Origin of the sequence: Nodosilinea sp. E11 (assembly GCF_032813545.1) — a bacterium.
In the GTDB taxonomy this organism is placed as follows: Bacteria; Cyanobacteriota; Cyanobacteriia; order Phormidesmidales; family Phormidesmidaceae; genus Nodosilinea.
In genome coordinates this window covers 2,799,863-2,824,808 of sequence record NZ_CP136520.1, presented here as the reverse complement: position 1 = coordinate 2,824,808, position 24,946 = coordinate 2,799,863, and the positions used below count along the sequence as shown (strand labels likewise).

Below are 24,946 nucleotides of genomic sequence, written 5' to 3'. Positions count from 1 at the left end.
GGCCAGACTAAGCCTTCGCCGTACCGCGTCCCGATAGCGTCATCGCAAACCATGCGGTCAGCAGCGTCAGCGCTCCGGCAATCCAAAATGGGAAACTGTAGCTGATGCTGACCAGTAGCCCCGCCGTGGCCGGGCCGATTGCATTGGAGATACTCAGGTACGAGGCATTGAGCCCCATCACCTCGCCCTGCTCGCGGGGGCCGCTATTGAGCGACAGCAGGGCATCGATCAGCGGCATCGGGAACGAGTTGACGGCGCTGAAGACCACAGCGATCGCTGCAAAGGCCACAATATTCGGAAACGCGGGCATCAGCAAAAACAAAATGCCTCGCGCCGCCAGCGCCCCTACCAAAATCTGCACCAGGGCCAACCGCCGCCGCAGGGGTTCTAGGGCAAACACCTGGGTGACAAAGCCGATGACGCCTACTGCCGCAAACATGATCGCCAGGTTACGGGCATCTTGCCCCAGCACATTGAGAAAGAAAGGCTGAAACGCAAAGGTGAAGATCGTAAAGGTAAAGCCGCTAAAGAAGGTGAGCCAAAAAATGCGACCAAACCGCCTATCGCTGGCCGATCGCGCCAGGCGATCAAAGCCAAAATCGCGCCAGGAGATTTGAAACCGGTCGGAGCCAGTTTCCAGGGTTTCGGGCAGCAGCACCAGGCAGACCACGGTGGCAAATAGCGCGATCGCTGCCGAAAACAAAAACCCCATGCCCAAACTGGTAAACCCCGGCAGCGGCGGTACCAGCTGCGCTACATAGCTCAGCGGTGGCCCCACCACAAACCCCAGTCGAAATACCGCCCCAAAAATGCCGTAGGCCCGCGCCCGCTGATCTGGAGTGGTGATATCGCTGACGATCGCCTGGGCGATCGAGGTATTGCCCCCGGTAATGCCGTCGAGCAAGCGGGCTGCAAACAGCACCCAGGCCACCGGGGCCAGCCCCGCCATCAGATTCGCAGCCACCGTACCCAGCAGACTGAGAATCAGCAGCGGCTTGCGGCCCGTGCGGTCTGACAGCCGCCCCAAGATCGGCGTCGCCACAAACTGCGCTGCTGCATAGGCCGTCGTTAACAGGCTGGCCTGAAAATCGCTGAGGCCAAACTCTACCGCATAGGGATAAATCAAGGGAATAATCAGCGTGAACCCCACCGCATTGATGAACGCTACCAGGGCGGCAATCCAAAACCGCAGGGGCAAGCGCGAGGGATCAGCTGAGGCCATAAAATTAGTCCATGAAAAACATTCTTGTGGCAGGGGCGATCGCCCTGGGGCTGCCAGTGGTGGCTCTGGTAGGCACCTTCGTCTATATCAGTTCGCCCAACGGTCAAGTCGCTGACTACGACAACCTGGTCACCTACGAGGCGCATGCCCCCGGTGCAGCCAACCCTGAGCAGCTTAACGTAGTCAGCTACAACATTGGCTACCTGTCGGGGTTGACCAACCAGCAGGCGATCGAGCGCGACAAGGCGTTGTTCACAAGCAATCAGGCTACCGCTGTCAAAGCTCTAGGAGAGCTAGCGCCCGATATTCTAGCGCTGCAAGAAATCGATTTTGACGCCTACCGATCGTTTAACCTTAACCAGCAGTACGCGGTGGCGGCGGCGCTGGAGATGGCCTTTGGGGCGATCGCTGTCAACTGGGACAAGCGCTACGTGCCCTTCCCCTACTGGCCGCCCCAGGCTCACTACAAACAAGTGGTGTCGGGCCAGGCGGTGCTCAGCCGCTACCCCATTCGCCGCAACGAACGGCTGGTGCTGGAGAAAGTACCCACAAACCCCTTCTACTACAACGCCCTCTACCTCGATCGCGTTGCCCAGGTCACCGAAATCGACGTCTCTGGCCAAACCCTGATCGTGATCAACGTGCACCTCGAAGCCTTTGATGCCCCTACGCGGATCCGCCAGACCCAGGTGGTGCGCGAGTTAGCTGAAGGCTACGCCGAGGATTACCCCGTTTTGCTGGTGGGCGACTTCAACAGCAGCCTCAACCGCGATGAGGGCGACGAGCCGCGATCGATTGGCATCCTACTCGACTCCCCGGCGCTGGCTTCGGCGCTGCCTGCGGCCCCATCGTCGTTTACCTTTCCGTCTGACCAGCCCCAGTACCTCCTCGACTACATCTTCTACACCCCCGCCACCCTGGCAGTGGTCGAGGCTGGGGTAGTTGCAGAAGCAGCTCAAGCGTCTGATCACCTGCCGGTGCAGGCCCAGGTGAGACTTCGCTGAGTCGTCTTTAAAGTGTCTTGGCCTCAAGCCGTAGTTCTGGTTGGCACCCATGGGTTCAACTCAGATGATGGCCGCGGTGAACCCGTTGATGCAATGACCTGTGCAATTGCATTGGCAACTTTCTGATTGCTCCAATAGCTACCGTGGGCTTTGCCCCCGTTGATCAACGGCAAAAGCGTTTGGCTAAAGGGCTGCATCCAAGGATTGCCGGTAGTTATGACATCTTCAATTTTCACCTTATCACTATCATTTTGGAGCAGCAGACGCATAACTCCCTCTAGGGCGTAGGCAATTGGATCGCCAGGATGTACATAATTCATCCAAGGGAGGGGTTTCCCTTCGGTTTTCTGATACAGCGACTCCAGCATCAACTTTAAGTTGGGAGTGAGGTCGAAACTACGCCCATTGTTCAGATTGATGAGACTGAAAAGGGTAATAGGTGAGCCCATAGTGTGAATACTAGCTATTGGAATACCAAAGTTTTTGTTGGCGTCAGACCCTAAGCCAAAGAAACCCGTACGGATATTCATAATGTTCTGGCGAATGCTAGGGTCGAGATCTGCTGTCTCCCAACGTAGGGCGAACAAAATATCAAACAAAATCACAGTGCCCCAGCTATGGGTCACGAGGTGTAAGCGATCATTGCCATCCAAAGATGTCAGATTTTCTGGGTTGAGGCCCATTTGACATAAAGCCTGATCTGTAATCTGGCGCACGACTTGAGCACTAACGCCACGGCTTAGGTAAAGAGCTGCGTCACCGACAAAGGGCAGGATTTGCTCCGTACGGAACTTCTGAAACCAAGATTGTCTCCATTTTGAGGAGGACTCTAATCCTGAAAGCAAGGTCTTAGTGCCGTCCTCACCAACATTTCCCCAAAATAGATAAACTGGTTTGAGCACCCTCGACGGATCGTTAATAGATGACCGAATACGGCTCAAAAGCGTTTCTGCTTCCTGCCGAAATCTACCCTCATACCGTGTGTTAACGCCGTGAATAAATAAGATGTAGTCAGTTGCCATAGTGATAAACCTAAAGCTACAGAGATAAAAATTAACTAAAGAGAATAGTCAATTCTGATTCCCTTCAGTCTTCACAAGGGTGCATTGTTTCCGTTAGGGCACCTACAATAATCTTCCACCTGCCATCTACTTTGCGCATGGTGTAATTCAAGTCAAAGCATTCAAGAACTGTTTTGGGTTCACTGCTTTTGCACTGCTTGTAACGAATTACTAGCCCGGTCACTACTGCCAAATTATCACTAAGTTGCTGGACTTTTAGGGATTTAGTAATACTGTTCCGGAAGCAACGCAGCTTTAGATCTTTCATCACTTTCCTAAACACAAAGTGGCCGACAACTGGATTTCCGAGCACTGCAACTTTTTCGGGTGAAATTAGCATTGCTGGAAAGTGAATGAAAGGGATAACTGTGGCAGGCTTAAGGGTCTGAAATGAATCCGCATACTGCTCAAACGTTTTCTTGATCAGGGCTTCTTCGTCTGTCATGATCAAGGCTCTAGAAAATTGATGATGGTGGTGGCAGTAGCGAGTGGATGGCTAAAGCTAAAGGCGTGGGCAGCGTCTTTGATAATCTCTTGCTGAGCATTGGGGATGTTTTGTGCCAAAAAGGCACTGTTTTCTGGGGGGATGACGCGATCGCGATCTCCTGTAATTACCAGCGTAGGCGCAACGATTTTTCCTACTGCATTGCAGGTATCGTGGCTGCTCATAGCGTTGAGCTGCCGCAACAATGCCTCACCAGTACTGTGGTATGGCTTGGTTGCTTGGAGAAAGAGATCTAGATCAGCTTGGTTATGCCGAATAAAGTCTGTTGTAAAAAGCAGCTTTAATAAATCATCGCCAAAAAAGCTTCCGATATCTCCTGTCTGGCTACAACTGCCGCCTGCCATGGTGCAGCCTAAAATCAACTTATTCAGCTTGTCGGCATGGTCAAGTGCAAAGTACTGGGCGATCATGCCGCCCATGCTGACGCCAAACACATGGGCTTTTGGCTCGCCAATGGCGTCGAGCAAACCTGCGGCATCGCTGGCCATTTGGGCGAGGCTGTAGGGATAAGGCGAGCAGCTGGTTTCTCCGGCATCGCGATTGTCGAACAAAATGACTTTGTAATGTTGCGAGAGTAAGTCAGGCAGCTTGATGCCCCAATCGAGCAAGCTAAAGCTTAACCCGACGATCATTAACAGGGTCTCACCCTGGCCTTGAATTTTATAGTTAATGTCGATATCGCCAACGGTAACTTTAGGCATGCTATCTATTGGTGGTTTTTATGCTTTATGCGATAAACTGAGCTGTCGATTTCACATGAAATATATAGCTGGGAGTGATAGAAGTTTTAGATGCTATATTTTTATACGCCCCCAGCCCTAGCGAACTAATGTTAGTGAAAAACGGCTACGGCTTCAAACTGCTTGCGCCGACACAGCGCATCACCCCCAGCCCAATTAACCCCGGCAGGAGCGCTGGAGTAGGTACAGAGGTAGTTATAAACGGGTCAGGGAACGTAACACAGCCATAGGAGTTTGCCCCAGTTAGGTAGGTGCCAGTGTTGAAATCATAGGAGTATACCTGAGCGAAGGCGATAGACAAGGGAGACCCATCGGAGTACTGGCCTAAATAGCTTTTGGCCTGAATATAGTTAGAGGGTGTCGATAAGTCATAAGCTTGGAAGCCAAAAAATATGGTTGAGATCAAACTCAAAGGATAATTTTTGTCTCGCTAGCTTTAGCTTAGCTACTGTATTTGGCAATTGTCAGTCGGCAAAAAAAACAGAAAAAATCAGAAAGAAACCCTAATTATTCGGGGTTGCAATGATTGCAAAACCTAGACGCGGTGACTCAATTGCAGGAGTACAATCTCCTGTACTGACTACACATTTCTGTATTATTTCAGGTGTCTCTACTACTTTCACGGAGATACTGTAACCATTTAAATTCGCTGATCCGCTTCCAGTCATCATCGACATAATCTGTTCAGAACCCAAAGAGATCGCTGCTTGAGAAAGGGTAGAACTAATGCCAGCAAGCTCTATTCTTAATTTCTCTTCAACTTGCCGCATGAATTCCGCACTATACGATCCACCCGACACGAGGGTAAGGAGGGCGCTAGCTGAATGGTTTTCAACAGATGCCCAACGAACGAAAGATGCGGAAGAAAAGTAGACTATGGAACCAGGATGACTAGCAATAATCCGGTTTCGTGTTTCATCATATGTATCATGATTGGCATCTCTAAACAGAGGCGGCGTAATACTTATACTTGTTATTAAACTACTCAAGCTGGGCATTTGGCCATTTAGGATGCTTGTAATTGCACTTGCATCTAATTTGTAAGTACCCAGACTTCCTCGCCCGCAACTAAAAACTGGTCGTCCTTCGGTCGTAGATAAATTAAGCGAATAATTATACGTACATGTGGTTGATGCCGTTTCAGAAACTGTTCTTGCTGGCGTAATGGTTCGCCACTCCATTTCTACGTAAGGTACTCTTTCCCTCCGATGATTAGTGAAAGGTACTGGTACATTCACGCAGACACCAAGTCTACAACGTCTTTCCATACGCACATCAGGATATGGAACTTCCACCCAACGGTATTTATCAACGGGTACTCTTTCTCTTACAGCAGGGACGTTCACACTCCAAGTGTGCCTAGCCTGTACCCTAGCAACAAGATTAATAGTATTTCCTACTATGTTGTATTCTAGCTTTTCAATACTTGTGTTTCCTTGATTACCTATTCGTACTTGACCGATTGATGACTGGATCTGATTTGCCCTTGCACGCCATTGACTTGCAATTGAATCCAGACTTGGGATGCAATTAATCATTCTTTGATCAAGAGGTTGAAGTAAGTTGATTACTTCAGGGGTAGATATCATTGGATTTTCAATACAAGCTTGCAAATTATAAGCCTTACCTTGCTGGCAAATCCCTAGCACAGCCAAGCAGGCAAAACCCGAAAGAAGCGGAGCCTTGAAAGTACCCACCCTCTTAAGGTACGATATTTTAGAGTAGGGTGCCTTTAAGCTTCCCAAGAATTTTAAGCAGATGTACATGATGAATCTCCTCTATAAATAATCTTGAATCAACATTTCAGAACACTAATTTTTGGCGTCCATTCTTACCCTTAACCTTTTGTCGTGACTAGATGTTTAGATGCTTGGCAGTCTGTTTTCTAGTTTGTATTTACTCCTAACTTTCCTTTATCTGCTTTATCCTCTGGAGCAATGACATGCTGTTAAGTGATGGATAGCCGAATTCAAGATTTAAATAAGCTCACCTTGAAGCCTTCCGGAAGCTTTCTTTTTTCGTTGAACTATGCATTGAGAAATAATGGGTTTTCCACTTGTATCATGCGCAAATAAAATCTAGTTCGCTATGCTAAGTAATCTAGTTATTTATTGCTCAAGCCAATATTTTTTAGGATTTTCTAAACTCATGAGTGAATCCTAATCAAAGGAAGTGCCCTTGTCAGTCGGCAAAAGGTCATGGGAAAGTCAGATGAAGGTCAGGTGAAGAATTAGGAAGTTTGGTATGGCGGCAATGAGTCGGGCCAAAAAACATACTCTAATGGGGAAACAATCAGGGTTTTGCGGCTTTGACGGTGAATGGCAGGGTATCTATCATGTCAGCACCACCAGAGGTGGTGGCAGTGCGTTAAGCGCCGCAGAGCGCCAGGTTGTAATCTTTAGCCTGAAAACGTACCTCTATGACCGTTGAAGAAGCGATCGCCCTCGTCGAGCAGGTTATTGCCCAAGGCCAGCTCACCAAAATTCAGGCCTTGGTCTTTCGCCAGGCGTGGGAAGGGCGATCGTACAGCGAGATTGCCCGCGCCTCGGGCTACGACCCCGGCTATATCAAAGATACTGGCGCTAAGCTGTGGCAAATCTTGTCGGAGGTGTACGGCGTCAAAGTCACCAAGCTCAATCTTCGGGGCGTGCTCAAACGTGCAGTGTGCAAGGCCCAAGGGTCAAGCCTGCTTGCCCCAACCGCCACATCTCGCCGGATTGATTGGGGTGACGCCATTGATGTCTCTATTTTCTACGGACGCGCTGAGGAGCTAGCTACCCTGCAGCGGTGGATTGTGGGCGAGCCATCCGAAAATGAGGCCAGCCAGCGTTGCCGCCTGGTGACGCTGCTGGCTATGGGCGGCATGGGCAAAACCTCGATATCAGTCAAGATTGCCGAGCAGGTGCAGGATAACTTTGAGGCGGTAATCTGGCGATCGCTGCGCGATGCGCCTCCCCTAGTCGACCTATTGACCACGCTGATTCGCTTTTTGGCTCCGGCAGACCAGGGCGTTCTCCCCCTGCCGGAAACCGTTGGCGGCAAGATCTCTATCTTGATTGAGCACCTGCGGGCCGCTCGTACCCTGGTGGTGCTCGACAACTTTGAGGCTGTGCTGCAAGGAGCCCAGCGGGCGGGCACCTACCGCAGCGACTACACTGACTACGGTGAACTGCTCAAGCGCCTGGGCGAAATCGCCCACCAGAGCTGTGTACTGATCACCACCCGCGAAAAACCCCAGGAGATCGCCGCCCAGGAGGGGGATCTGTTGCCCGTGCGCACCCTGCCACTGCTGGGGGTCGATATCGACACAGGCCACCAAATTATTGTGGCCAAGGGGTTAGCGGCCAATACTCCAGACCTCGATTGCCTGGTGGCCCACTACCGGGGCAACCCCCTAGCGCTCAAAATTGCGGCCACCTCCATTCGCGATGTGTTTGGGGGCAGTGTTACCCAGTTTCTAGCTCAAGGCAGCAGCGTCTTTAGCGGCATAGGCACTCTGCTGCAACAGCATTGCGATCGCCTGTCCCCCACCGAGCAGCAGATCATGTACTGGCTCGCCATCAACCGCGAACCGGTCACCTGTGCCCAACTGCTCACCGACATCCTTCCCACCGTTCCCCAGCGCACAGTACTGGAGGTGCTGGAGTCGCTGCGCTGGCGCGGTCTGCTGGAGTACACGGCAGCGGGCTTTACTCTCCAGCCGGTAGTGATGGAATGCCTGACCGAACAGTTGATCGACCAAGTGAGTCAAGAAATTGTGGTCGAGGCTCCTGTGCTGCTGAGTAGCCATGCCCTGATCAAAGCCCAGGTCAAAGACTACATCCGCGATAGCCAAATTCGGCTGATTTTGCAGCCCGTGGTCGATCGCCTCATTTTGCGCCTGGGGTCGAGCAAGCAGGTTGAGCACAAGTTCGATCGCCTCCTGGCCAAGCTCAAAGCCCAGCCGACAGATGCCGCTGGCTATGGCGGCGGCACTCTGCTCAATCTCTATCGCCAGCTCGAAACCAATCTCACTGGCTACGATTTCTCGGAGCTGAGCATTCGCCAAGCCTACCTACAAGACGTGAACCTGCACCGGGTCAACTTCGCGGCAGCGATGTTTGACCAGTGCGCCTTTGCCGCCACCTTTGGGGGCATTACCTCGGTGGCCTTTAGCCCCCTGTGCGGAACATCTCCGGGGGAGAGTGGGCAAACCCTGGCAACCAGCGACACTACGGGCGGCATTCAGCTGTGGCGCATTGTCGATGGCCAACAGCTAAAGCTCTTTAAGGGGCACAATAGCTGGGTGTGGCAGGTGGCCTTTAGCCCCGTGCATCCCATTCTGGCCAGCGGTGGCCAAGACCACCAGGTGCGACTGTGGGATCTAGACTCAGGCGAATGTCTAAGAATTTTGGCGGCGCATAGGGGCATTGTCACCGCCGTTGCCTTTAGCCCCGACGGCACCCTGCTGGCCAGCGCCAGTGGCGACCAAACCGTGCGGGTGTGGGAGGTGGCCACAGGAGAATGCCGCCAGGTGCTGCACGGCCACGAGGACTGCGTATGGAGCGTGGTGTTTCAGCATGATGGGCAAACCCTCTTTAGCGCGGGCGAAGACAGCGCCGTGAGAGCCTGGGATCTGACCACCGGTATCTGCCGCTCGGTGTGGCAAGAGCACCAGAGCTGGATTCGCGCGATCGCCCTCAGCCCTGACGGCGAAACCCTGGCTAGCGGCAGCTTTGACCACACCATCAAGCTCTGGGATGTGGGCACTGGCGCTTGCCTAGATACCCTGACCGGGCACCACAAAACCGTCACCTCAGTCGCCTTTAGCTCAGACGGTGAGTGTTTGGCCAGCGCCAGCTACGACCAAACTATCAAACTCTGGGATATGACCACTGGCGACTGCTGGCAAACTCTCCAGAAGCACACCAACCTGGTGTGGGCCGTGGCCTTTCACCCCCAGGAGCGCATTCTCGCCAGCGGCGGCGAAGACTACACCGCCCGCCTTTGGGAGCTAGAAACCGGCTACTGCACCAAAACGCTGCAAGGCTATAGCAATACTATTTATGCGATCGCCCTGCACTCCTCCCAAGGTTTACTGGCCAGCGCCCATGAAGACCAGACCATCAAACTCTTTGACTTCAATGGCGCTGCTGTTGCTCATGCCAAAGAACTATCTCCGGCTCAGGCAGACCCCTTTCGAGTGCTGCGGGGTCACACAGGCCGGGTGCTCTCCGTAGACTTCAGCCCTGCCGGGCATCTGCTGGCCAGTGCGGGTACCGATCGCACCATCAAACTTTGGAACTCCGACACCGGGCACCTGCTGCAAACCCTTCAGGGGCACCAGAGCTGGGTCTGGGCGATCGCCTTCCATCCCCAAGGTCATCTGCTGGCCAGCGCCAGCTACGATCAGACGGTTAAACTGTGGGATGTGACCACGGGGGAATGTCGGCAAACTCTCCAGGGCCATGACAGTTCCGTATTAGCCGTTGCCTTTAGCCCAGACGGTCACTGGTTGGTCAGCGGAGGCTACAACCAGACCATCAAACTCTGGGAGGTAGCGACAGGCCAATGTCGCCACACCTTGCAGGCCCACATCAACCGCGTGTGGGCCGTCACTTTTAGTCCTGACTCGCGTTATCTGGTGACTGGCGGCGACGACGGCACCATTCAGGTTTGGAATATTGCCACGGGAGAGCGGCAGAAAACCCTAGCGAGCCATTCTGACCCGGTGCTCTCCCTAACGTTTAGCCCCGATGGCAGCATTCTGTATAGCGGTGGCGCAGACAAAACCATCAACGTCTGGGATCTGGAGACGGACAATTGTACGGCAACGCTGACCGGACATCAAAGTTGGGTGTGGTCGTTGCAGTACGACCTAGAGTCCTCGATTCTCCTCAGTGCGGGACAAGATGAAACGATTCGGTATTGGTCTACCGAAACAGGGGCATGTTTGAAGACGCAGCAGTGCGATCGCCCCTACGAAGGCATGAGGTTTGAAGGTGCGATCGGCCTAACCGAAGCCCAAAAATCTACCCTCAAAGCTCTAGGTGCAGTCGATAACTAAGGACGCCGATGGCCACTCTGGCGGCCCTAATACGATGGTCTATGTCCCATACCAGGGTACTGAGCGCAGAATACTAAGTCGCCTCAGCGACTCCCACTTGAGCGCACATGTCGGCTAACGGGCAGCGCCCACATTTAGGCCGGTTACCGGTGCAGATGTGCTTGCCAAAGGGCACCAGCAGCCGGTTGATTTCAACCCAGTAGGGCTGCGGCAGTTTGGCTTCTAGGGCGGTCATGGTCTTTTCGGGCGACTTGGTTTGTACGTAGCCCCAGCGGTTGGTGACCCGGTGCACATGCACATCGACGCTAATGCCGGGATAGCCCAGTGCCACCCCCAGCGCCAGATGGGCACACTTCGGCCCCACCCCTTTGAACTGCATTAGCACCTCGGGGTCGGCGGGCAGGTCGCCGCCGAATTCATCCAGAATGTGCTGAGAAATCTGGCGGATCTGCGGGGCTTTATTCTCGGCAAAGGTAGACCCTTGAATCAGGGCCAGAATCTCTTCGATCTCTAGCTCTACCATCTGCGCTGGCGATCGCGCCCGAGCAAACAGCCGCTGCGACACCGGCACGCTCACCTCGTCGTAGGTGCGAATCGAGATGATGCAGGCGACCAGCTGCTCGTAGAGCGTGTCAAAGCCCTCCTCCGCCAGTTGAAACATAGCGGCTTTGGGAAACGGGGCCACCGCCTGGCGCAGCAGTGCGATCGCCCGGTCGATATCAAAGTCCTTGGTAGCCACGACGCGATCGGGTTGCAGAACTTAACTCATTACCAACGGGGCCATCAGCTCGGGGTCTTGAAAGAGCGGTGTGCTCAGGTAGCGCTCGCCAAAGCTGGGCTGAATGATCACAATCAGCTTGCCCTCGTTTTCAGGACGGCAGCCCACATCCACGGCGGCTTTGACAGCGGCCCCGGTGGAAATGCCCGACAGCAGCCCCTCTTCGCGGGCCAAACGGCGACCGTAGGCGATCGCGTCGTCGTCGGTCACCTGCACCACTTCGTCGATCAGCGCTGTGTTGAGCACCTCCGGCACAAACCCGGCCCCAATGCCCTGAATTTTGTGGGAACCGGGCCGCCCGCCCGAGAGCACCGGGCTATTGACGGGTTCGACGGCGATCGCCTTAAAGCCCGGCTTACGCTGCTTCAGCACGTCGGTTACCCCGGTAATGGTGCCGCCTGTGCCCACGCCGGCCACCAGCATATCGACCTGGCCATCGGTGTCGGCCCAGATCTCTTCGGCGGTGGTGCGGCGATGAATATCGGGGTTGGCGGGGTTGCGAAACTGTTGCAGCATGTAGGCGTCGGGCAGATTGTCGAGAATATCTTGGGCGCGCTGAATGCAGCCCGACATGCCCGCTACGCCAGGGGTTAGCTCTAGCTCGGCCCCGTAGGCCCGCAGCATGGCCCGCCGTTCTGAGCTCATCGTCTCGGGCATGGTAAGAATGAGACGGTAGCCCTTGGCCGCCGCTGCCATGGCCAGGGCAATGCCCGTGTTGCCTGAGGTGGGTTCTACCAAGGTCGTCTTGCCAGGGGTGATTAGCCCTTCGGCCTCGGCGGCTTCAATCATATTGATGCCAATCCGGTCTTTGACCGAGGCGGAGGGGTTCATGCCCTCCAGCTTAATCACCAGACGGGCCAGGCAGCCCGCCTCTTGGGGAATGCGGTTGAGCTGCACCAGCGGGGTGCGGCCAATCAGTTGGGTCACGTTTTCGGCAATTCGCATGGGGCCTGAATGTAGTAATGGGCCTAGATGTAATACATAATGTCGACTTGCTGCTGGGCGTTGCGCTTCTCGACCAGGTCTTGCAGGGTGTATTTTTGTAGCACCCCTTCGGCGGCCTGGCGCACCTCTCCCCACACGCCCTGAATCACTCGCCCCTCTGGGGTGTCAGCCCCGTGGGTCGGGTCTGTTTGGGGTTCAAACCCCTCAATGCAGCTCACCACATCATAGAGGGTAATCTTCCACGGATCACGGGCCAACAGATAGCCGCCCCGCGCCCCCCGCTGACTCTTGACTAGACCCGCCCGGCGCAGGGTGGCCAGCAGCTGCTCAAGATAGCGATCGGGAATATTTTGCTGGCTAGCAATTTGCCGAATTTGCAGCGGTTCGCCGCCGTTGTAGTGGGGGCTAAGCTCCAGCAGAGCCAGCAGGGCGTATTCACTTTTAGACGACAAATCCACAGGGCAGGCGGGGTAAAGAGCGATACTTTTAGTATACTCCGGTTCTCCACTGGGGTTTGCAGGATTGGGCGATCGCAGGCAAGACTGTCTCGTTTTGTATTGCGATTCACTAAACGTCACAGGGCTTCAAGGTACTGTGCTCGGATGCGGGCAGTGTTCTGGGATACCTAGATATAGCGGCGATCGCGCTGACTTCTGGGGCGTTGGCCTTTGGCCAGTCTCAGTCGATCGCCCCAGCGCCACTCCTCCCAGTCACGTCAGTACCACCGGCACATTTCTGGCAGGCCCTTGTCCTATGAGCCCACTGAACCTGGTTGTTGATCAACTCGTTGGCCCCACAGTGTCTGCCCAGGCGGCTTTAGCCGCTGACCCAATGCCCTTAGAGGGGCTGGCCGACTTTCTCGAAATTCTACAATTTTTGATTCGTGAACCCTCAGTAGTCGGCAGCGAAGACGCCTTCTTTCGGGTGCTGCGCCGCGAACTAGAAGAAGTCGGTGCTGAGGTGAGCCACTACCACGGTGTGCTGGTCGCCCAGGGCCGCCGTCCCCACGAGCTGATGCTGTCGGCCCACATCGATCGCCACGGGCTGCTGTGCACCGGCCCCAATGAGTTTCAGTATGCGGCTTTTATTGCGGGTAACCAGAGTGAGCTGACCGGTGACTCGGTCTCAGAGCAAATGCTCCACACTATCGAGAACCGCTTCCAGGGCCAGCGGGTGCAGGCCCACCTGCCCTATACCGGCACCTACATCGGCCAGGGAATCATCACCAACTCCTACATATGCCCCGAGCGCAAGAACCTGATCTTTGAGGTCGATGGGCTCGATTACCTGCAACCGGGCACCCCCGTTGCCTTTCTCGATCGCCTCCAGTTCAACAATGGCTACATTTCGGCCCAGCTCGACAATGTGGTCAGTGCTGCGATCATTATCTTTTTGTTTCGCTGCGGGTTTGAGGGCACTGCCCTGTTCACCGCCCAAGAAGAGTCGGGCCGCAGCTGGCGCTATGCCCTGTCGTGGTTTCAGCGCCAGCGCCTGGGCACCGATCGCTTGATCGCCCTTGACACCAGCCCCTACCACAGCCGCGAGGCCGCCGACCAGCAGCTCGTCACCCTGCGCCGCAAAGACGCCAGCGCCGACTTTGCCCCTGGCATTACCCAAGAGCTGGCCGATCGCTGCGACCAGCTCGCCATTGCCTACAGCTACAAAGACGACTACATCGCCGCCCAAAACCTCACGCGGCCCAAGCCCTACTCGTTGGGCCGCACCGAAATGGGCCGCCTGACGGCGGCTACCGATGGGGCGGTAACGGGTACTACGCTGCAAATTCCCACCACCGAATACCACACGGCGACCGAAACCGCCTCGCTAGCCTCGGTGGCGGCAGTGATTCGGCTGTTGCAGACCTATCTTGATTAAAGAGAAGGCGGACTAGAGAACCAGAAGGGAACGTCATGAGAGGCGATCGCGCCTGAGCTTCTAAGTACGCTAGCTCTCTACCCGTTATTAGCGTCGTTGACAGCAGCGCCTTGTTCTAGACGATCCCAAGCGTCCTGGCTGGCGTGCCGAGCGGTATCCCAGCTTAGGCGGCTGGAGCCATACTCTTGCTCGTACCGCGTTCTGAGATGGGGCTCAGCATCCTTGTAGGTCGATCCATCCTTTGCATAGGTGGAATAGCCTTCATAACCGGTGCGGTAGGCGGGGCTGTAGTCTTCGTAGCTATGATCAGGCTCTACGTAGGGGCGAGTGGCGTAGTTATGACGCCAGTATTCATCTTCCACACTAAGGTCGAGGGTTTCGTTCATGTTGATAGCTTTCCATGCTAAACACCTGGGCTCAACAACGTTATCTGTGACAGCTAACCCTGATGAACTTCGTACCACCAACCATAGTCATTGGCTGTTCAGACTGAATCGCCTGTGGGAGTAATCTTTCACAGCCAGTGGAGGGAGATAAGCCGAGGAACATCCAGTCGTTAGCTCAGAAAGCCATCGCTATCAATTCCGAGGGAAAGCTGATAGATCGTCTTTTTGGGCTGTCCAGTTGCTTTGGCGAGTTGGCGGCTGGCATCGGCGCGAGACATGCCCTGCCGCAGCAACTGCTCTAGCTCTGCTCGGATGGCTTCGGGTGAAAGCACGGGCGTTTCGCGGGTCGCACCTTGAATAACGACGGTGAACTCGCCCTTGGGGGCTTCGCTCTGGTAATGGGCCAGGGCCTCGGCCAGGGTGCCGCGCCAAAATTCTTCGAAGCGCTTGGTCAGTTCGCGGCCCAGGGTAACGGGGCGATCGCCCCCTAGGGCAGCAACCAAATCCTCCAGGGTTTTGATTAGCTTGTGGGGCGCTTCGTAGAGAATGACGGTGCGACTTTCTTGGGCGATCGCCTCTAACCGCGTGGTTCTCTCCTTACCCTTCAGTGGCAGAAAGCCCTCGAAGACAAAGCGATCGCTGGGCAACCCCGCCACGCACAGCGCCGTAATCGCCGCCGTTGGCCCCGGAATGGGGATCACCGGAATCTGTGCTTCAATGCAGGCGGCAATTAGCTCATAGCCAGGGTCAGAAATGCCTGGCATACCGGCATCGCTGACTAGGGCAACGGCCTGCTGGCGGGCTTGCAGGTGGTGCAGCACCTCGCTAATGCGGCTGTGGCGGTTGTGCTCGTGGTAGCTGATCTGCGGCGTGGTGATTTGAAAATGCTGGAGCAGTTTGCCCGTGTGGCGGGTGTCTTCGGCGGCGATTAGATCCACCGACTGCAACATTCGCACGGCGCGGAAAGTCATATCTTCCAGGTTGCCCAGGGGGGTGCCCACCACGTAGAGATGGCCGGGTTTGGGGTCAGAGTCGGGGGCCGGGGGCATGGGTGTAGCGATAGACGTTCTTACAGGCTAGCGTACTGCCTGGGGGCGATCGCCAGAGTCTGGCCCGAGGCCCACTGCGCAGCACATACCATGGGCCATACTAAACGACAGTGACTGAGCGTGATCAAGTCTGTGCAAAGGAGAGTGATGATGCAATACCTGAAATCGTTGGGATTGGCGCTAGGGGCCGCTGCCTTGATCGGGGCGATCGCTCCGGCTTGGGTGCAGGCTTCAGACGACCGGGTGGCCGCCGCTGAGGCTGCACCCACTGTACCCGCCCTAGAAACCCGCAGCTACACCTACGCAGACTTGTTTTCGATCGCGTTTCCGGTTGGGTGGCAGATTGACGAACGGGCCGAGGCTCCTCAGGTGGTTGCCGAAAGCACTGGGGCCAACGGCCACCTCCCCGCAATACGCACCGAGGTGAGCTGGCAAAATGCGCCCCCGCGACAGGTGGTGGGTGAATCGCTCGAAGCCCTGCGGGAAAAGGGCTACACCGTCACCCGTTACGATGCCGCCACCATTGACGGGGTCACCGCCGTGCGCCTATGGGTGAGTGAGATTCCGGATGATTTGCCTAATGCGTTTATCACCTACGTGGGCTACCCCACGGCCACCGCTACCATTACTAGCTACTACGGCGACACCACAGGTAATATGGATCCGGTGCTGATGGGCATTCACCAGTCTTTTGCGCGATCATCGCAGTAGGGAAGCCGTAGAGACTTCGGGGATCCTATCCTGCGGTACTCCGAACTAGGTTTGTGGCCGATCCCGCAAAGCTATCTCGTTGGGGCAGCGATCGCAATCCTTAACCTGGCAGAAGGCCTTGGTCTTCTAAGATTTGGGCACTGATTTTGGGGCATGCTGTTTTATGCCCCTAGTCAACCAGTGCTATGCAAATTGATTTTCACCACGGGGTCACCTATGTGTGCGCCCGCTTGGCAGGGTTTGAGCATAGAGAGGCCAGTGTTGTGGCCTACTGTGCTCAGTACGTTGACGACTCGACCCAGGCAGGCTTAATTCGGTTTGACAACGGGGCCATGTTCGATCGCATCAGCTCGGCCCACAAACTGCTCGACTACCGCAACTTCAAAGAACTCGCCAACTATAAAGTGTGGATCCCCTTTCATTTCTTACCCGGCAACGGTGGGTTGCCCGCCGGGCAAGACCCACCAGGCTCCTTCATCGAAAAGCTGATCTGCCGCCCCAACAGCCCTGTCGCTCAAGCCATGGTGCGCGAATGCATTGACCAACGCGATCGCAGCTACGGTCTGCACCGCTTGGGCATTACTCTCCATGTTTTTGCTGATACCTGGGCTCACCAGGGCTTTGCGGGCGTTAGCCACGTGATCAACAACGCCCGAGACTTGGTAGACGGCAACAACAACCCCGACCAAAACCTGAAAAATCGCTTGTCTAACTTTTTTATTAGCGGGGCGCTGCCTTTGGGCCACGGCACGGTGCTCAGCAACCCCGATCGCCCTTACCTGCGCTGGGGCTACACCAATGGCCGGGGCGAAAAAATTAGCCGCGACAACCCCAAAGATTATCTGACTGCTGCCAATGAAATGTGCAAAGCCATGCAGCGGTATCAGTTGGGCGACCCCAATGCCCCCGTTGAGGGCCTGCTAGATGCCGACAAAGCTACCATTGCCGCCCTGTTTGAATCTACTCGCGGTGAAGGCGACAGCCGCCACCAGCAGTGGCTGGCCCACATTGCCCAGGGGGCCTTTAGCTTTGGCCCAGCTAGGGTGAGCTATGTTGCCAAGGGTTACGGGTCTTGGAAGCATCAGGCGCTGGGCATTGTGGGTGAGGGCGATCGCAAGGAAACGCGCCTGGCCTACTCTCCCAGCTTTCTCACCAGCGACTGGAAGCTGTTTCACGATGCTCTCCAGGCCCATCACTTTTACGTCATCCATGATCTACTGCCCCAGTACGGCATCTGCGTGGCGTAGGGGCGTGGGGGGGTGGGAGCGTGGATGGGTGGATGGGTGGATGGGTGGATAGGTGGGCGGGTGGGCGGGTGGGCGGCGTTAACAGACCTATGGTGGATTGCTCCAGCTTTTAGTTTTCCTGCAAAAACGGGTCTATGAGCAGGGGGGCAAGCTATGCTAAGCCTTGATCGATCACGCCTACTTTCAACAACTTCCTGTGGTTTCTCCTGTCATTTCTCGCCCTGCTTTAGATATTTCGCCGCCGCCGCCGCCGCGATCGCCCCTAGTGGTGCAGCGGCGGGGGTGGCGGTCATCACTATTGTCGCTGCCGCGCCCCAAACACCCGCAAATGTGGGGGTTGGGGGTGGGCAGTTTGGCCCTGGGCTTAGTCAACGGTGCCCTGGTGATCTCCGCCGGAATTGGCTTGGTGGCCTACCAGCAGTTGTTGCAGCTCTCGCCCCGCCAGCGCCAGAGCTTAGTTGATCGGCTACAAAAGGGGCTGCCGCTGCCCGCCACGCCTCAGCAACAGGCGTTGGTGCTCAGTTTGGTGGCAGGGGTGAGTACCTACACCTTTAGTGCCCTGTGGCACAGTACTCACTCACTGCTGATGGCGCTGCTGCTTACTGGGCAGGGGGCGCTAGCGTTGTTTGCCCTAGGGGCGCTGGTGCGATCGTCTCGGTCGGCTGAGACTGGCCGCGATCGGTGGAATGCGGCCCCGGTCGCGCAGGTAGAGCACAACCTATCGGTGCTGAGCCATCCCGATCCGCTCAAGCGGCTGGTGGCGGTGCGGCGACTGGTGCGGCTGGGGCAGACCGATGAAGCCTATCTGGTGGGAGTATCGGTGCGATCGCACCTGCTCGACTGCTTTGCGATTCGGCTCAGTCAGGAGAGTGATGCGATCGTGCGATCGGCGCTCGAAGAAGGGCAGGCTTTACTGCGATCGGCCAAGCCCCTACCCCCTGGCGCTGCCGCTGCCTTTGTGGCCAACGCTGCCTCTGGCCCGGCTGAGCTAAGCCATTCAACCTTAGCAACTCAGTGGGTGGCAGCCCCAGATCTTTCAGACTCTCTCCAGCCTTCACAAGGGGGGCATCTAGACGCATCGCCAGGGCAAGCTAGTCCGGAGCAGCATGCCGCGATCGCGTTAGCAGAAACGCCAGAGGTCTCTACCCCCACAGCGCCGACCCCTGCGGCTGAACCTGCTCCTAAAGGGCGGCGCACCGTCGAATACGTCGAATACGCAGACATCTAACCCCTAGACCATCCAACCCTAAAAAATAAGCTATGGATCGCTTCACCGTTGAGGTCATTTCTCAGACCCCAAACCCTCAACAGACTATGTATGCCGCCATGCACCAAGACTACGCCGAGGGCTTTGTGGCGCACGATCGCGATGCTTGGCCCAGCGAAGAGCGCTGCGGTGAAATTCTGGTCACCAGCCTGCTCAAGGGCGGACGCGGCCACTACGGCCCGCTGGAGCACCCGCAGATTGTGTTTAACGTGGGCTGGTTTCCCCACAGCACCATGCAGCAGATCCGGACTCATCGGGTTGGCGTGAGCTTCGATGTTCAGAGTTTTCGGTATACCGGCCAGCGCATTCTAGACGTTGTAGACGGCAAGCGCGAGGTCGAAGAGGTTTTTTACCTGAGGCCTTTGGGTTTCTACAGCGATCGCCAGGGCAAGAAGTACGAGTACACCGCCGAGGCTCGTCAGCAGGATCTCGACTGGTGCCTAGAGGCCAGCCGCCGCTACAAGATTCGCATTGATCAGGGCTTTGCCGAAGAGCATGCTCGGGGGCTGATTCCCTTCGACATTCGCCAGCACTGGGTGATGTCGGCCAATGTGCGATCGGTCATGCACCTGCTCGACCTGCGCTGGAAGGCCGATGCCCAGCTAGAGGCGCAAAAAATGTGCGAAGCAATCTGGCCCCACTTTCAAGCCTGGGTACCCGCGATCGCCGCCTGGTACGAAGACAACCGCCTCAAAAAAGCTCGCCTGGCCCCTTAGCCCAAGCCTTGAGGCACTAGTTCTGCGGCCCCAAGGGCCACCAGCGGCTCTGGGGGCAAAGGGTTGAGATCTAAGTCAGTGGCAGCGCCGGTGCTGCCTAAGCTCAAGCCTGCCAGATCTTCGACAGCCGCCACCGGCAGGGCCGCCGGCTGGGCAAACTGCACCCGCACGCGCTGCCGTGCTGGGGTAGCGTAGTAATCGCTGAGGGTGATCGATCGCCCGGCTCCCAGATCAATCAAGCGATCGTTGCCGCGTCGGCTGCGGGTGACATTGGCGCGCGAAAAGGCGCTTAGATCGAGCAAATCTTGACGATTGGCCCCCACAATCACATCATGGCCGGTAGGGGTAAACAGATCGTAGCCGCCAAATACATTGGCCGCCCCATTGGCAATGATTAAGTCGTCACTCGACGAATTAATCACGTTTTCGATGGTGGTGTCGAGGCTGAGCCAGGTGCCCCGGCTGGCCAACCCGGTCACGTTGTCAAAGTCGGCCTGGGTAGAGAGGCTGCCGCCGGGCCGCAGATCAATGCGATAGCCCGATTCGTTGAACGGCAGAGTTGAGAGAACTAGCGTATCTACCCCACCGCTATCGACCAGGGTAAGGCGTTGGGAGGCTGCACCACCCGCCGTAAACGGAGAACTGCCCTCGGTGCTGTAGGCGTGGGTGTGGGTAAAGCTATAGATCGTATCGTTGGCGTTAAATGCTTTAGCGCCATACATCGACTGTAGTGCCGCAATGTCTAAGGGCATTAGCGTGGTTGGGGCAAACCCGCCAAAGTTGTAGGTCATCACCGTGTTGCCCAAGTTGTCGAGATTTGCGGCTAGATAAGGCCCCGCCGTTCCGCCACCGCCCGCATTGTAGTTGCCGGGGTGCTTTAGCCCCAGGGCGTGGCCAATCTCGTGAATTAGGGTGGTATAGCCGTGGCTGCCAGGGCCAGAGGCAAAGTTGTTGTAGGGGGCGACGGCGGGGTCGCTGTAGCGATCGCTCAAATGCACATCGCTACCGACGCTATAGAAGCCAGTCGCATCGGGGTAGTAGGCGTAGGCATACCCCCCAAAGCCGCCCAAGTCAGAAAACATCAGCCGTATTTGGCCAAAATTGTCCGGCGACTCCGCCACTTCTGTAAAGGTTAGATTGATTAGCGGCTCAATATAGCTCTTTAAAATCGTGCGAACGCTGTGTTTGATCGGATCGCTTACCTCAGCCACCCGCTCGTTGTTGGGGCTGTTGTAGCTTGGGGCGGTGAAGCTGTTGACAAAGCTAAAGGTGATATTGGTATCAAAGCTAGTGTCGAGTCGATAGCCGCTCAGCAGTGCGTCAACGCCGCTCTCGCTAAAAAACTGCCCCGTGCTATCGACCGGTGCCAGCCCGTCACTCGCCGCAGACTGGCATTGGCGGCAAGCGCAGGCCCGCAGGTGGGTAGCATCTCCCCAGCCGGTCAGCCGATCGCCCTCGCCGCCGAGGTCTTCTTCCGCTGGCGCTAGTGAGAACAACCCTGCCGAGACATCGAATGTTTTGAGAATTTGGCCCAGATTTTGCCAACGGGGTCTGGCGCTCAGCTCAGGGGGCCAGTCTGCCCGCTCTAACTGCTGAAGGGCCGTCTTGACAGCTGGGGCGATCGCCTCGGTGACTGCCGGGCTAGCGATCGCCCCCGTCCAGCCCTCTGCAAGGGCCATCCAGGCGGCGGTGTCGCCACGGTCTGCCCCCATCAGCCTGGCGAACTCAGGCAAAAGCGCTGTCTCTAACCCGCCCCAGTCCGCAGCCCACAGTGGGTGAGTCCCCATCGGTGTCTCCTCTCAATCAAGGACTATGATCTCGACGCCAAGCCCAGAGCCGTGGTTTAACGGGGTGCGCCTGGAGCGCGATCGCAGATTTACCCAACTTTGCCCTGCAACTCAGCAAAAGTGGGGGACGCGATCGCCACAGTGCGCCTAAACCCCTAGAAACAGGCCCTTAGGGCAACAGTATGCGGTGATTGTTGTCTCTAGCTATAGCCTATCTACGTCGCCAGCCCCTGGAGAGATCTGGCCACAGCTATACAGAAACATCACCATTGCGTAGAAAACACCTAGGCCCACCTTACAACAGAACCGCCCTGATGGGAGGTGGCGGGCGCTTATAGCGATGGCTATAAACCAAACCGCAAAAAATCAGGGGCCGCGATCGCGGCCCCTGGTCTAAATCAGACTTGGTTGAACTCGCACCTTGGCCCTAGCGATACCGGAAATTGCGGTAGACCAACCGCGAGTTGAGCCCGCGCCCGCGCAGGAAGCTCACTACAGCTCCGGCGTCGTTGCGATCGTTACACTCAGCCGCATTGATAAACCGACCTTGGGGGGCGCTCTCAAACTGGGGGTTAATCACGCAGGTCAGACCGCCCACGCCTCGGCCCCCTGCAGGGGTGAGCACCTGGCGCACCTGTTGCAGCTCCGCTTCGCCGCCAAACACGGCGGCAATGAAGGGAGCCAGCGACCCGCTGACCGTGCCGCTATCGCCAAAGCAGGCCGGGCGATCGGCCTGGGGAATATTGGTCACCAGGGGCGCAGTGCTGACCCGAGGCTCTGACAATAGCACCGCACCATTGGCCCCGATCGCCTCTAGCAGCGCCTGACCGTCGCCGCTGACTCGAATAAAGTAGCGGGCCGCCGTACCGGCAAACCCTTGACCGCCAAAATAGGTCACCCAGCACTCGTAGGGAGCCATGCCGGGCACTTCAGCCGTCGCGGGCTGACCATTGACCACCTGCTGCCCGGAGTTCTTGTTGTACACATTCATTTTGGTCACACCGGCATCGGTAAACACCCGCACCGAGTAGTTTTGGGTGTCGAAGCCCACCAGGGTGCGGGCCAAAATATTGTCTTGGCCAGGGGTGATCGCGGGCAGGTTCAGGGCGACGATGCGAGTGCTGTTTTGGCTGATCAGCACTGAATCGCTGGCGGCGTCAATAATTTCGAGCCGGGCCTGAAACGAATTGCGATTGCCACTAGCCCGGTAAATGACGTTGCGGCCATTGCGCGACCCGTAGCTGTCGTAGGCTACCCAACCGTCGCTATTGATGGATCCGCGAAACACCACGGGAGCCCCCAGCTGTTCAGACTGTCGGGTATCGCGGTTGTAGACGTTCATGCTTAGAAACTGAGTGTTTCTAGGGTGAACGCTGACCGTGAAGGTTGGGGTTTCGAAGTAGAGGGTGGCATTATTTGAGGTGTTGGGGTCTTGGGCCAGCAGCCCCTCTAGACCCGCCTCGGCAGCGGTGGTGGGCGTCAGGGCGGTCGGCTGGGCGGCACCGTAGCCTGGCACCGATAGGCTGGTGACCAGAAAAACTGAGGTGATAAACAGCGAAAGCGTCTTGAATAGCCGCTTTGACCAGCGGCTAAGGGGGACGTTGGGCCAGGCTGGTTTCATGGAAATTGCTCCCTATACTCCTCACTAGAGAAACCCGTCAGGCCACCAAGTCGGGAACATGCGGGCGTAGAACCCCGGTTTCTCTGCAAATATGGCTGTAATTTTAGCTAACTTTCCCTGAAGCGCTCTTTCTTTTTAGAGTTAGCCCTGTTTTTGGGTGGCTTCTCGAAAACTTTCTCCTTAATGGTGGGCATTGCCCACCCTACGCGGCTTCCTGATATGGTGGGCGGTGCCCACCCTACAGCAGCTGTCTCGCATTCATACCTGTATCCAGCAACACCATCAATTTGAAGATCAAAGGCTGCCCTTGCGGTGATTGTTCAGATTGCCAGTCAGGCCCTCCAAAAACTGCTGCGCTTCGGGCGATAGGTCGATGGGCAAATGCCCAGAGCGAATGTGCAGATCGCGCTGGGGAAAGGGAATTTCTATACCGTGATCGCGCAGGCTAGCCTCAATGGCAAAATAGAGGTCGCTTTTGATCACCAATTGGCGGCTGGGCTGGGCAATCCACACGAGCAGTTGAAAGTTGAGGGCGTTGTCGCCAAAGCCCAGAAAAAACACCTGGGGGGCGGGGGCGGAGAGAATTTCTTGATTTTTTTTGCAGGCTTCGAGCAGGGCGGCTTTAACCGCTTGGGGGTTGGCGCTGTAGGCTATGCCCACCGGCAGCCGAATGCGCGACACTGGGTTGCCATGGCTCCAGTTGGTGACTTCTGAGTCTAAAAAGTGGGAGTTTGGCACAATAATTGACACCTGATCGAGGGTGCGAATTTCGGTGCTGCGCGAGCCAATGCGGGCTACGGTGCCCTTGACCTGGCCAAAATCGACAAAGTCGCCCACCTGCACAGGCCGCTCAAACACCAGCACCAAACCGCTGACAAAGTCTTTCACCAAGCCTTGCAGGCCCAGACCGACACCAATACCTAGACCGCTGGCAATCAGGGCGATCGAGCTGAGGTCGAGGCCCCACAGCTGCAAGATAACCACGGTGCCCAGCAAAATTAGCGTGTATTTCGAGAGTACCGAGATCGCTTCCTGGGCGGCCAGGCTAATGCCCGTTACCCGCAGTACCCGCGATCGCAGCAAGTTGGTGGCAGCGCTAGCCATAATCACCAGCCCCAGCAGGGCGGCCACCACCAGCAGCAGATCGAGCAACGAGTACGATCGACTCCCCAGCAGTAGACTGCGGGCAAACAGACCATCCCGTAGGCTGCGCATTACCTGGTAGCTGACTCGGCGCGTGATGGGAAACAGATTGGCGGCGTAGGTCAGGGCTGCTAGCCAGACCATAGTTCGCACCAAAAACAGCGTCAGCCGCAAGAACAGTCTGAAGGGTTGGGCGTTGTTGTCGTCATCGTCGTCTGCCTCAGTCGACCAAAGGGTAAACCGATCGACTAGCGACTTGAACCAGTACTGCCACAGCCACCCGGCCAGAACGTGCAGCACGATCGCGATCGCTAGCGCGCTCAGGGCTTTAATCATGGCTCGGGTCAAAAAGCCGTCCTGTCGCTCGGCCCTGGCCTGGGTGAGGGCTGTAGAGATCGTGTTGGCCCAGCGGTCGGCCAGCAGCGGCGGGCTATCGGCCCCGCTCACCTGTACATCGGCGTTGGTCACCGTCATGATGTAGCGATCGCCCGCAAAAATGACCGGGTTACCTCCCTGGGAGGGGTCACCATTGTCTCCGGCCCCCCGAATTTCGGTCTCTACCGACACGGGTTCATCGCTTTCGACCAGCGGCATCAAGTTGGTTTCAATGGCCAGGGCTCGCTCCAGGGCCGTGAGGTCGCCAGCGGCGGGTACGTCAAACAAAAATAGGCCGTTGATAAAGACCGGCTCAGCATCCGGTACCTGGGCCAAACTTGGCAACGCCACCACCCCATGCAGCAGCAGCGACAGCAGCAGCCCTAAGAGTAGGCGGGTTAGCCAATCGATTGGGTTTCCTCGTACTGGCATAGGCCTCTGCTGCTAACTGGGTCGAAACACCGACAC

General features: G+C 56.4%; 21 protein-coding genes. 7 read left to right on the top strand and 14 right to left on the bottom strand.

Features of this window, described 5'->3' with window-relative positions; genetic code table 11:
• Nucleotides 1-7 precede the first annotated feature (7 nt).
• On the bottom strand, nt 8-1,222 hold the full coding sequence (locus RRF56_RS14800; protein WP_317033937.1) for an MFS transporter: 1,215 nt from the start codon (nt 1,220-1,222) through the stop codon (nt 8-10).
• A gap of 11 nt (nt 1,223-1,233) precedes the next feature.
• Here RRF56_RS14800 and RRF56_RS14795 point away from each other — a divergent pair, with 11 nt between their 5' ends.
• The gene (locus RRF56_RS14795) at nt 1,234-2,226 is read left to right on the top strand and encodes an endonuclease/exonuclease/phosphatase family protein (RefSeq protein WP_317033936.1); all 993 of its coding nucleotides are present in this window, start codon (nt 1,234-1,236) and stop codon (nt 2,224-2,226) included.
• Nucleotides 2,227-2,249: 23 nt separating this feature from the next.
• Here the strand turns inward: RRF56_RS14795 and RRF56_RS14790 are convergent, their stop codons facing one another.
• From RRF56_RS14790 to RRF56_RS14775, 5 genes are all read right to left on the bottom strand, one after another.
• A complete protein-coding gene (locus tag RRF56_RS14790; RefSeq protein ID WP_317033935.1) occupies nt 2,250-3,248 on the bottom strand; it encodes a hypothetical protein in 999 nt (332 codons plus the stop codon).
• 64 nt (nt 3,249-3,312) lie between these two features.
• The gene (locus RRF56_RS14785) at nt 3,313-3,732 is read right to left on the bottom strand and encodes a hypothetical protein (protein ID WP_317033934.1); all 420 of its coding nucleotides are present in this window, start codon (nt 3,730-3,732) and stop codon (nt 3,313-3,315) included.
• Nucleotides 3,733-3,734: 2 nt separating this feature from the next.
• Entirely contained in the window at nt 3,735-4,493 is a 759-nt protein-coding gene (locus tag RRF56_RS14780; RefSeq protein WP_317033933.1) for an alpha/beta hydrolase, read from the bottom strand.
• 145 nt (nt 4,494-4,638) lie between these two features.
• Entirely contained in the window at nt 4,639-4,833 is a 195-nt protein-coding gene (locus tag RRF56_RS26435) for a PTPA-CTERM sorting domain-containing protein (protein WP_410510488.1), read from the bottom strand.
• A 202-nt stretch (nt 4,834-5,035) separates the two neighbouring features.
• A complete protein-coding gene (locus RRF56_RS14775; protein ID WP_317033932.1) occupies nt 5,036-6,298 on the bottom strand; it encodes a hypothetical protein in 1,263 nt (420 codons plus the stop codon).
• Nucleotides 6,299-6,951: 653 nt separating this feature from the next.
• Here RRF56_RS14775 and RRF56_RS14770 point away from each other — a divergent pair.
• Nucleotides 6,952-10,578 carry an NB-ARC domain-containing protein gene (locus tag RRF56_RS14770; RefSeq protein WP_317033931.1) on the top strand — a complete coding sequence of 1,209 codons (3,627 nt, stop codon included), beginning with the start codon at nt 6,952-6,954 and terminating at the stop codon, nt 10,576-10,578.
• Between the two features lie 73 nt (nt 10,579-10,651).
• On the opposite strand, the gene RRF56_RS14765 is transcribed toward RRF56_RS14770, so the two are convergent.
• From RRF56_RS14765 to RRF56_RS14755, 3 genes are read right to left on the bottom strand one after another with little or no spacing between them, the layout of a single operon-like run.
• The gene (locus RRF56_RS14765) at nt 10,652-11,317 is read right to left on the bottom strand and encodes an endonuclease III (RefSeq protein WP_317033930.1); all 666 of its coding nucleotides are present in this window, start codon (nt 11,315-11,317) and stop codon (nt 10,652-10,654) included.
• Between the two features lie 21 nt (nt 11,318-11,338).
• Nucleotides 11,339-12,301: a cysteine synthase A gene (gene cysK / locus RRF56_RS14760; protein WP_317033929.1), complete on the bottom strand. Its 963-nt coding sequence runs from the start codon at nt 12,299-12,301 to the stop codon at nt 11,339-11,341.
• 23 nt (nt 12,302-12,324) lie between these two features.
• Complete coding sequence (locus tag RRF56_RS14755; RefSeq protein ID WP_317033928.1) at nt 12,325-12,759, bottom strand: Rrf2 family transcriptional regulator; 435 nt, start codon at nt 12,757-12,759, stop codon at nt 12,325-12,327.
• A gap of 295 nt (nt 12,760-13,054) precedes the next feature.
• Between RRF56_RS14755 and RRF56_RS14750 the strand changes: the two genes are divergently transcribed.
• Complete coding sequence (locus RRF56_RS14750) at nt 13,055-14,176, top strand: peptidase M42 (protein WP_317033927.1); 1,122 nt, start codon at nt 13,055-13,057, stop codon at nt 14,174-14,176.
• Nucleotides 14,177-14,253: 77 nt separating this feature from the next.
• Here the strand turns inward: RRF56_RS14750 and RRF56_RS14745 are convergent, their stop codons facing one another.
• Together RRF56_RS14745 and rsmI are read right to left on the bottom strand one after the other, a co-directional pair.
• Nucleotides 14,254-14,562 (bottom strand): hypothetical protein, encoded by a 309-nt coding sequence (locus RRF56_RS14745; RefSeq protein ID WP_317033926.1) that lies wholly within the window; start codon nt 14,560-14,562, stop codon nt 14,254-14,256.
• 170 nt (nt 14,563-14,732) lie between these two features.
• Nucleotides 14,733-15,611, bottom strand: a complete 879-nt coding sequence (gene rsmI / locus RRF56_RS14740) for a 16S rRNA (cytidine(1402)-2'-O)-methyltransferase (protein ID WP_317033925.1) — start codon at nt 15,609-15,611, stop codon at nt 14,733-14,735.
• A 147-nt stretch (nt 15,612-15,758) separates the two neighbouring features.
• Here rsmI and RRF56_RS14735 point away from each other — a divergent pair, with 147 nt between their 5' ends.
• The 4 genes from RRF56_RS14735 to thyX all read left to right on the top strand — a co-directional run bounded on the left by RRF56_RS14735 (nt 15,759) and on the right by thyX (nt 19,552).
• Nucleotides 15,759-16,322 (top strand): hypothetical protein, encoded by a 564-nt coding sequence (locus RRF56_RS14735; RefSeq protein WP_317033924.1) that lies wholly within the window; start codon nt 15,759-15,761, stop codon nt 16,320-16,322.
• 185 nt (nt 16,323-16,507) lie between these two features.
• Nucleotides 16,508-17,569, top strand: a complete 1,062-nt coding sequence (locus RRF56_RS14730; RefSeq protein WP_317033923.1) for a DUF6765 family protein — start codon at nt 16,508-16,510, stop codon at nt 17,567-17,569.
• A 196-nt stretch (nt 17,570-17,765) separates the two neighbouring features.
• Nucleotides 17,766-18,797 carry a hypothetical protein gene (locus tag RRF56_RS14725; protein ID WP_317033922.1) on the top strand — a complete coding sequence of 344 codons (1,032 nt, stop codon included), beginning with the start codon at nt 17,766-17,768 and terminating at the stop codon, nt 18,795-18,797.
• Between the two features lie 32 nt (nt 18,798-18,829).
• Nucleotides 18,830-19,552 carry an FAD-dependent thymidylate synthase gene (gene thyX / locus RRF56_RS14720; RefSeq protein ID WP_317033921.1) on the top strand — a complete coding sequence of 241 codons (723 nt, stop codon included), beginning with the start codon at nt 18,830-18,832 and terminating at the stop codon, nt 19,550-19,552.
• Here the strand turns inward: thyX and RRF56_RS14715 are convergent.
• The 3 genes from RRF56_RS14715 to RRF56_RS14705 form a co-directional block, all read right to left on the bottom strand.
• Nucleotides 19,549-21,339, bottom strand: a complete 1,791-nt coding sequence (locus RRF56_RS14715; protein ID WP_317033920.1) for a M10 family metallopeptidase — start codon at nt 21,337-21,339, stop codon at nt 19,549-19,551. The two genes, thyX and RRF56_RS14715, sit on opposite strands and share 4 nt — an antisense overlap.
• A 427-nt stretch (nt 21,340-21,766) precedes the next feature.
• Entirely contained in the window at nt 21,767-22,960 is a 1,194-nt protein-coding gene (locus RRF56_RS14710; protein ID WP_317033919.1) for a hypothetical protein, read from the bottom strand.
• Nucleotides 22,961-23,254: 294 nt separating this feature from the next.
• Nucleotides 23,255-24,910: a mechanosensitive ion channel family protein gene (locus RRF56_RS14705; protein ID WP_317033918.1), complete on the bottom strand. Its 1,656-nt coding sequence runs from the start codon at nt 24,908-24,910 to the stop codon at nt 23,255-23,257.
• Nucleotides 24,911-24,946 lie beyond the last annotated feature (36 nt).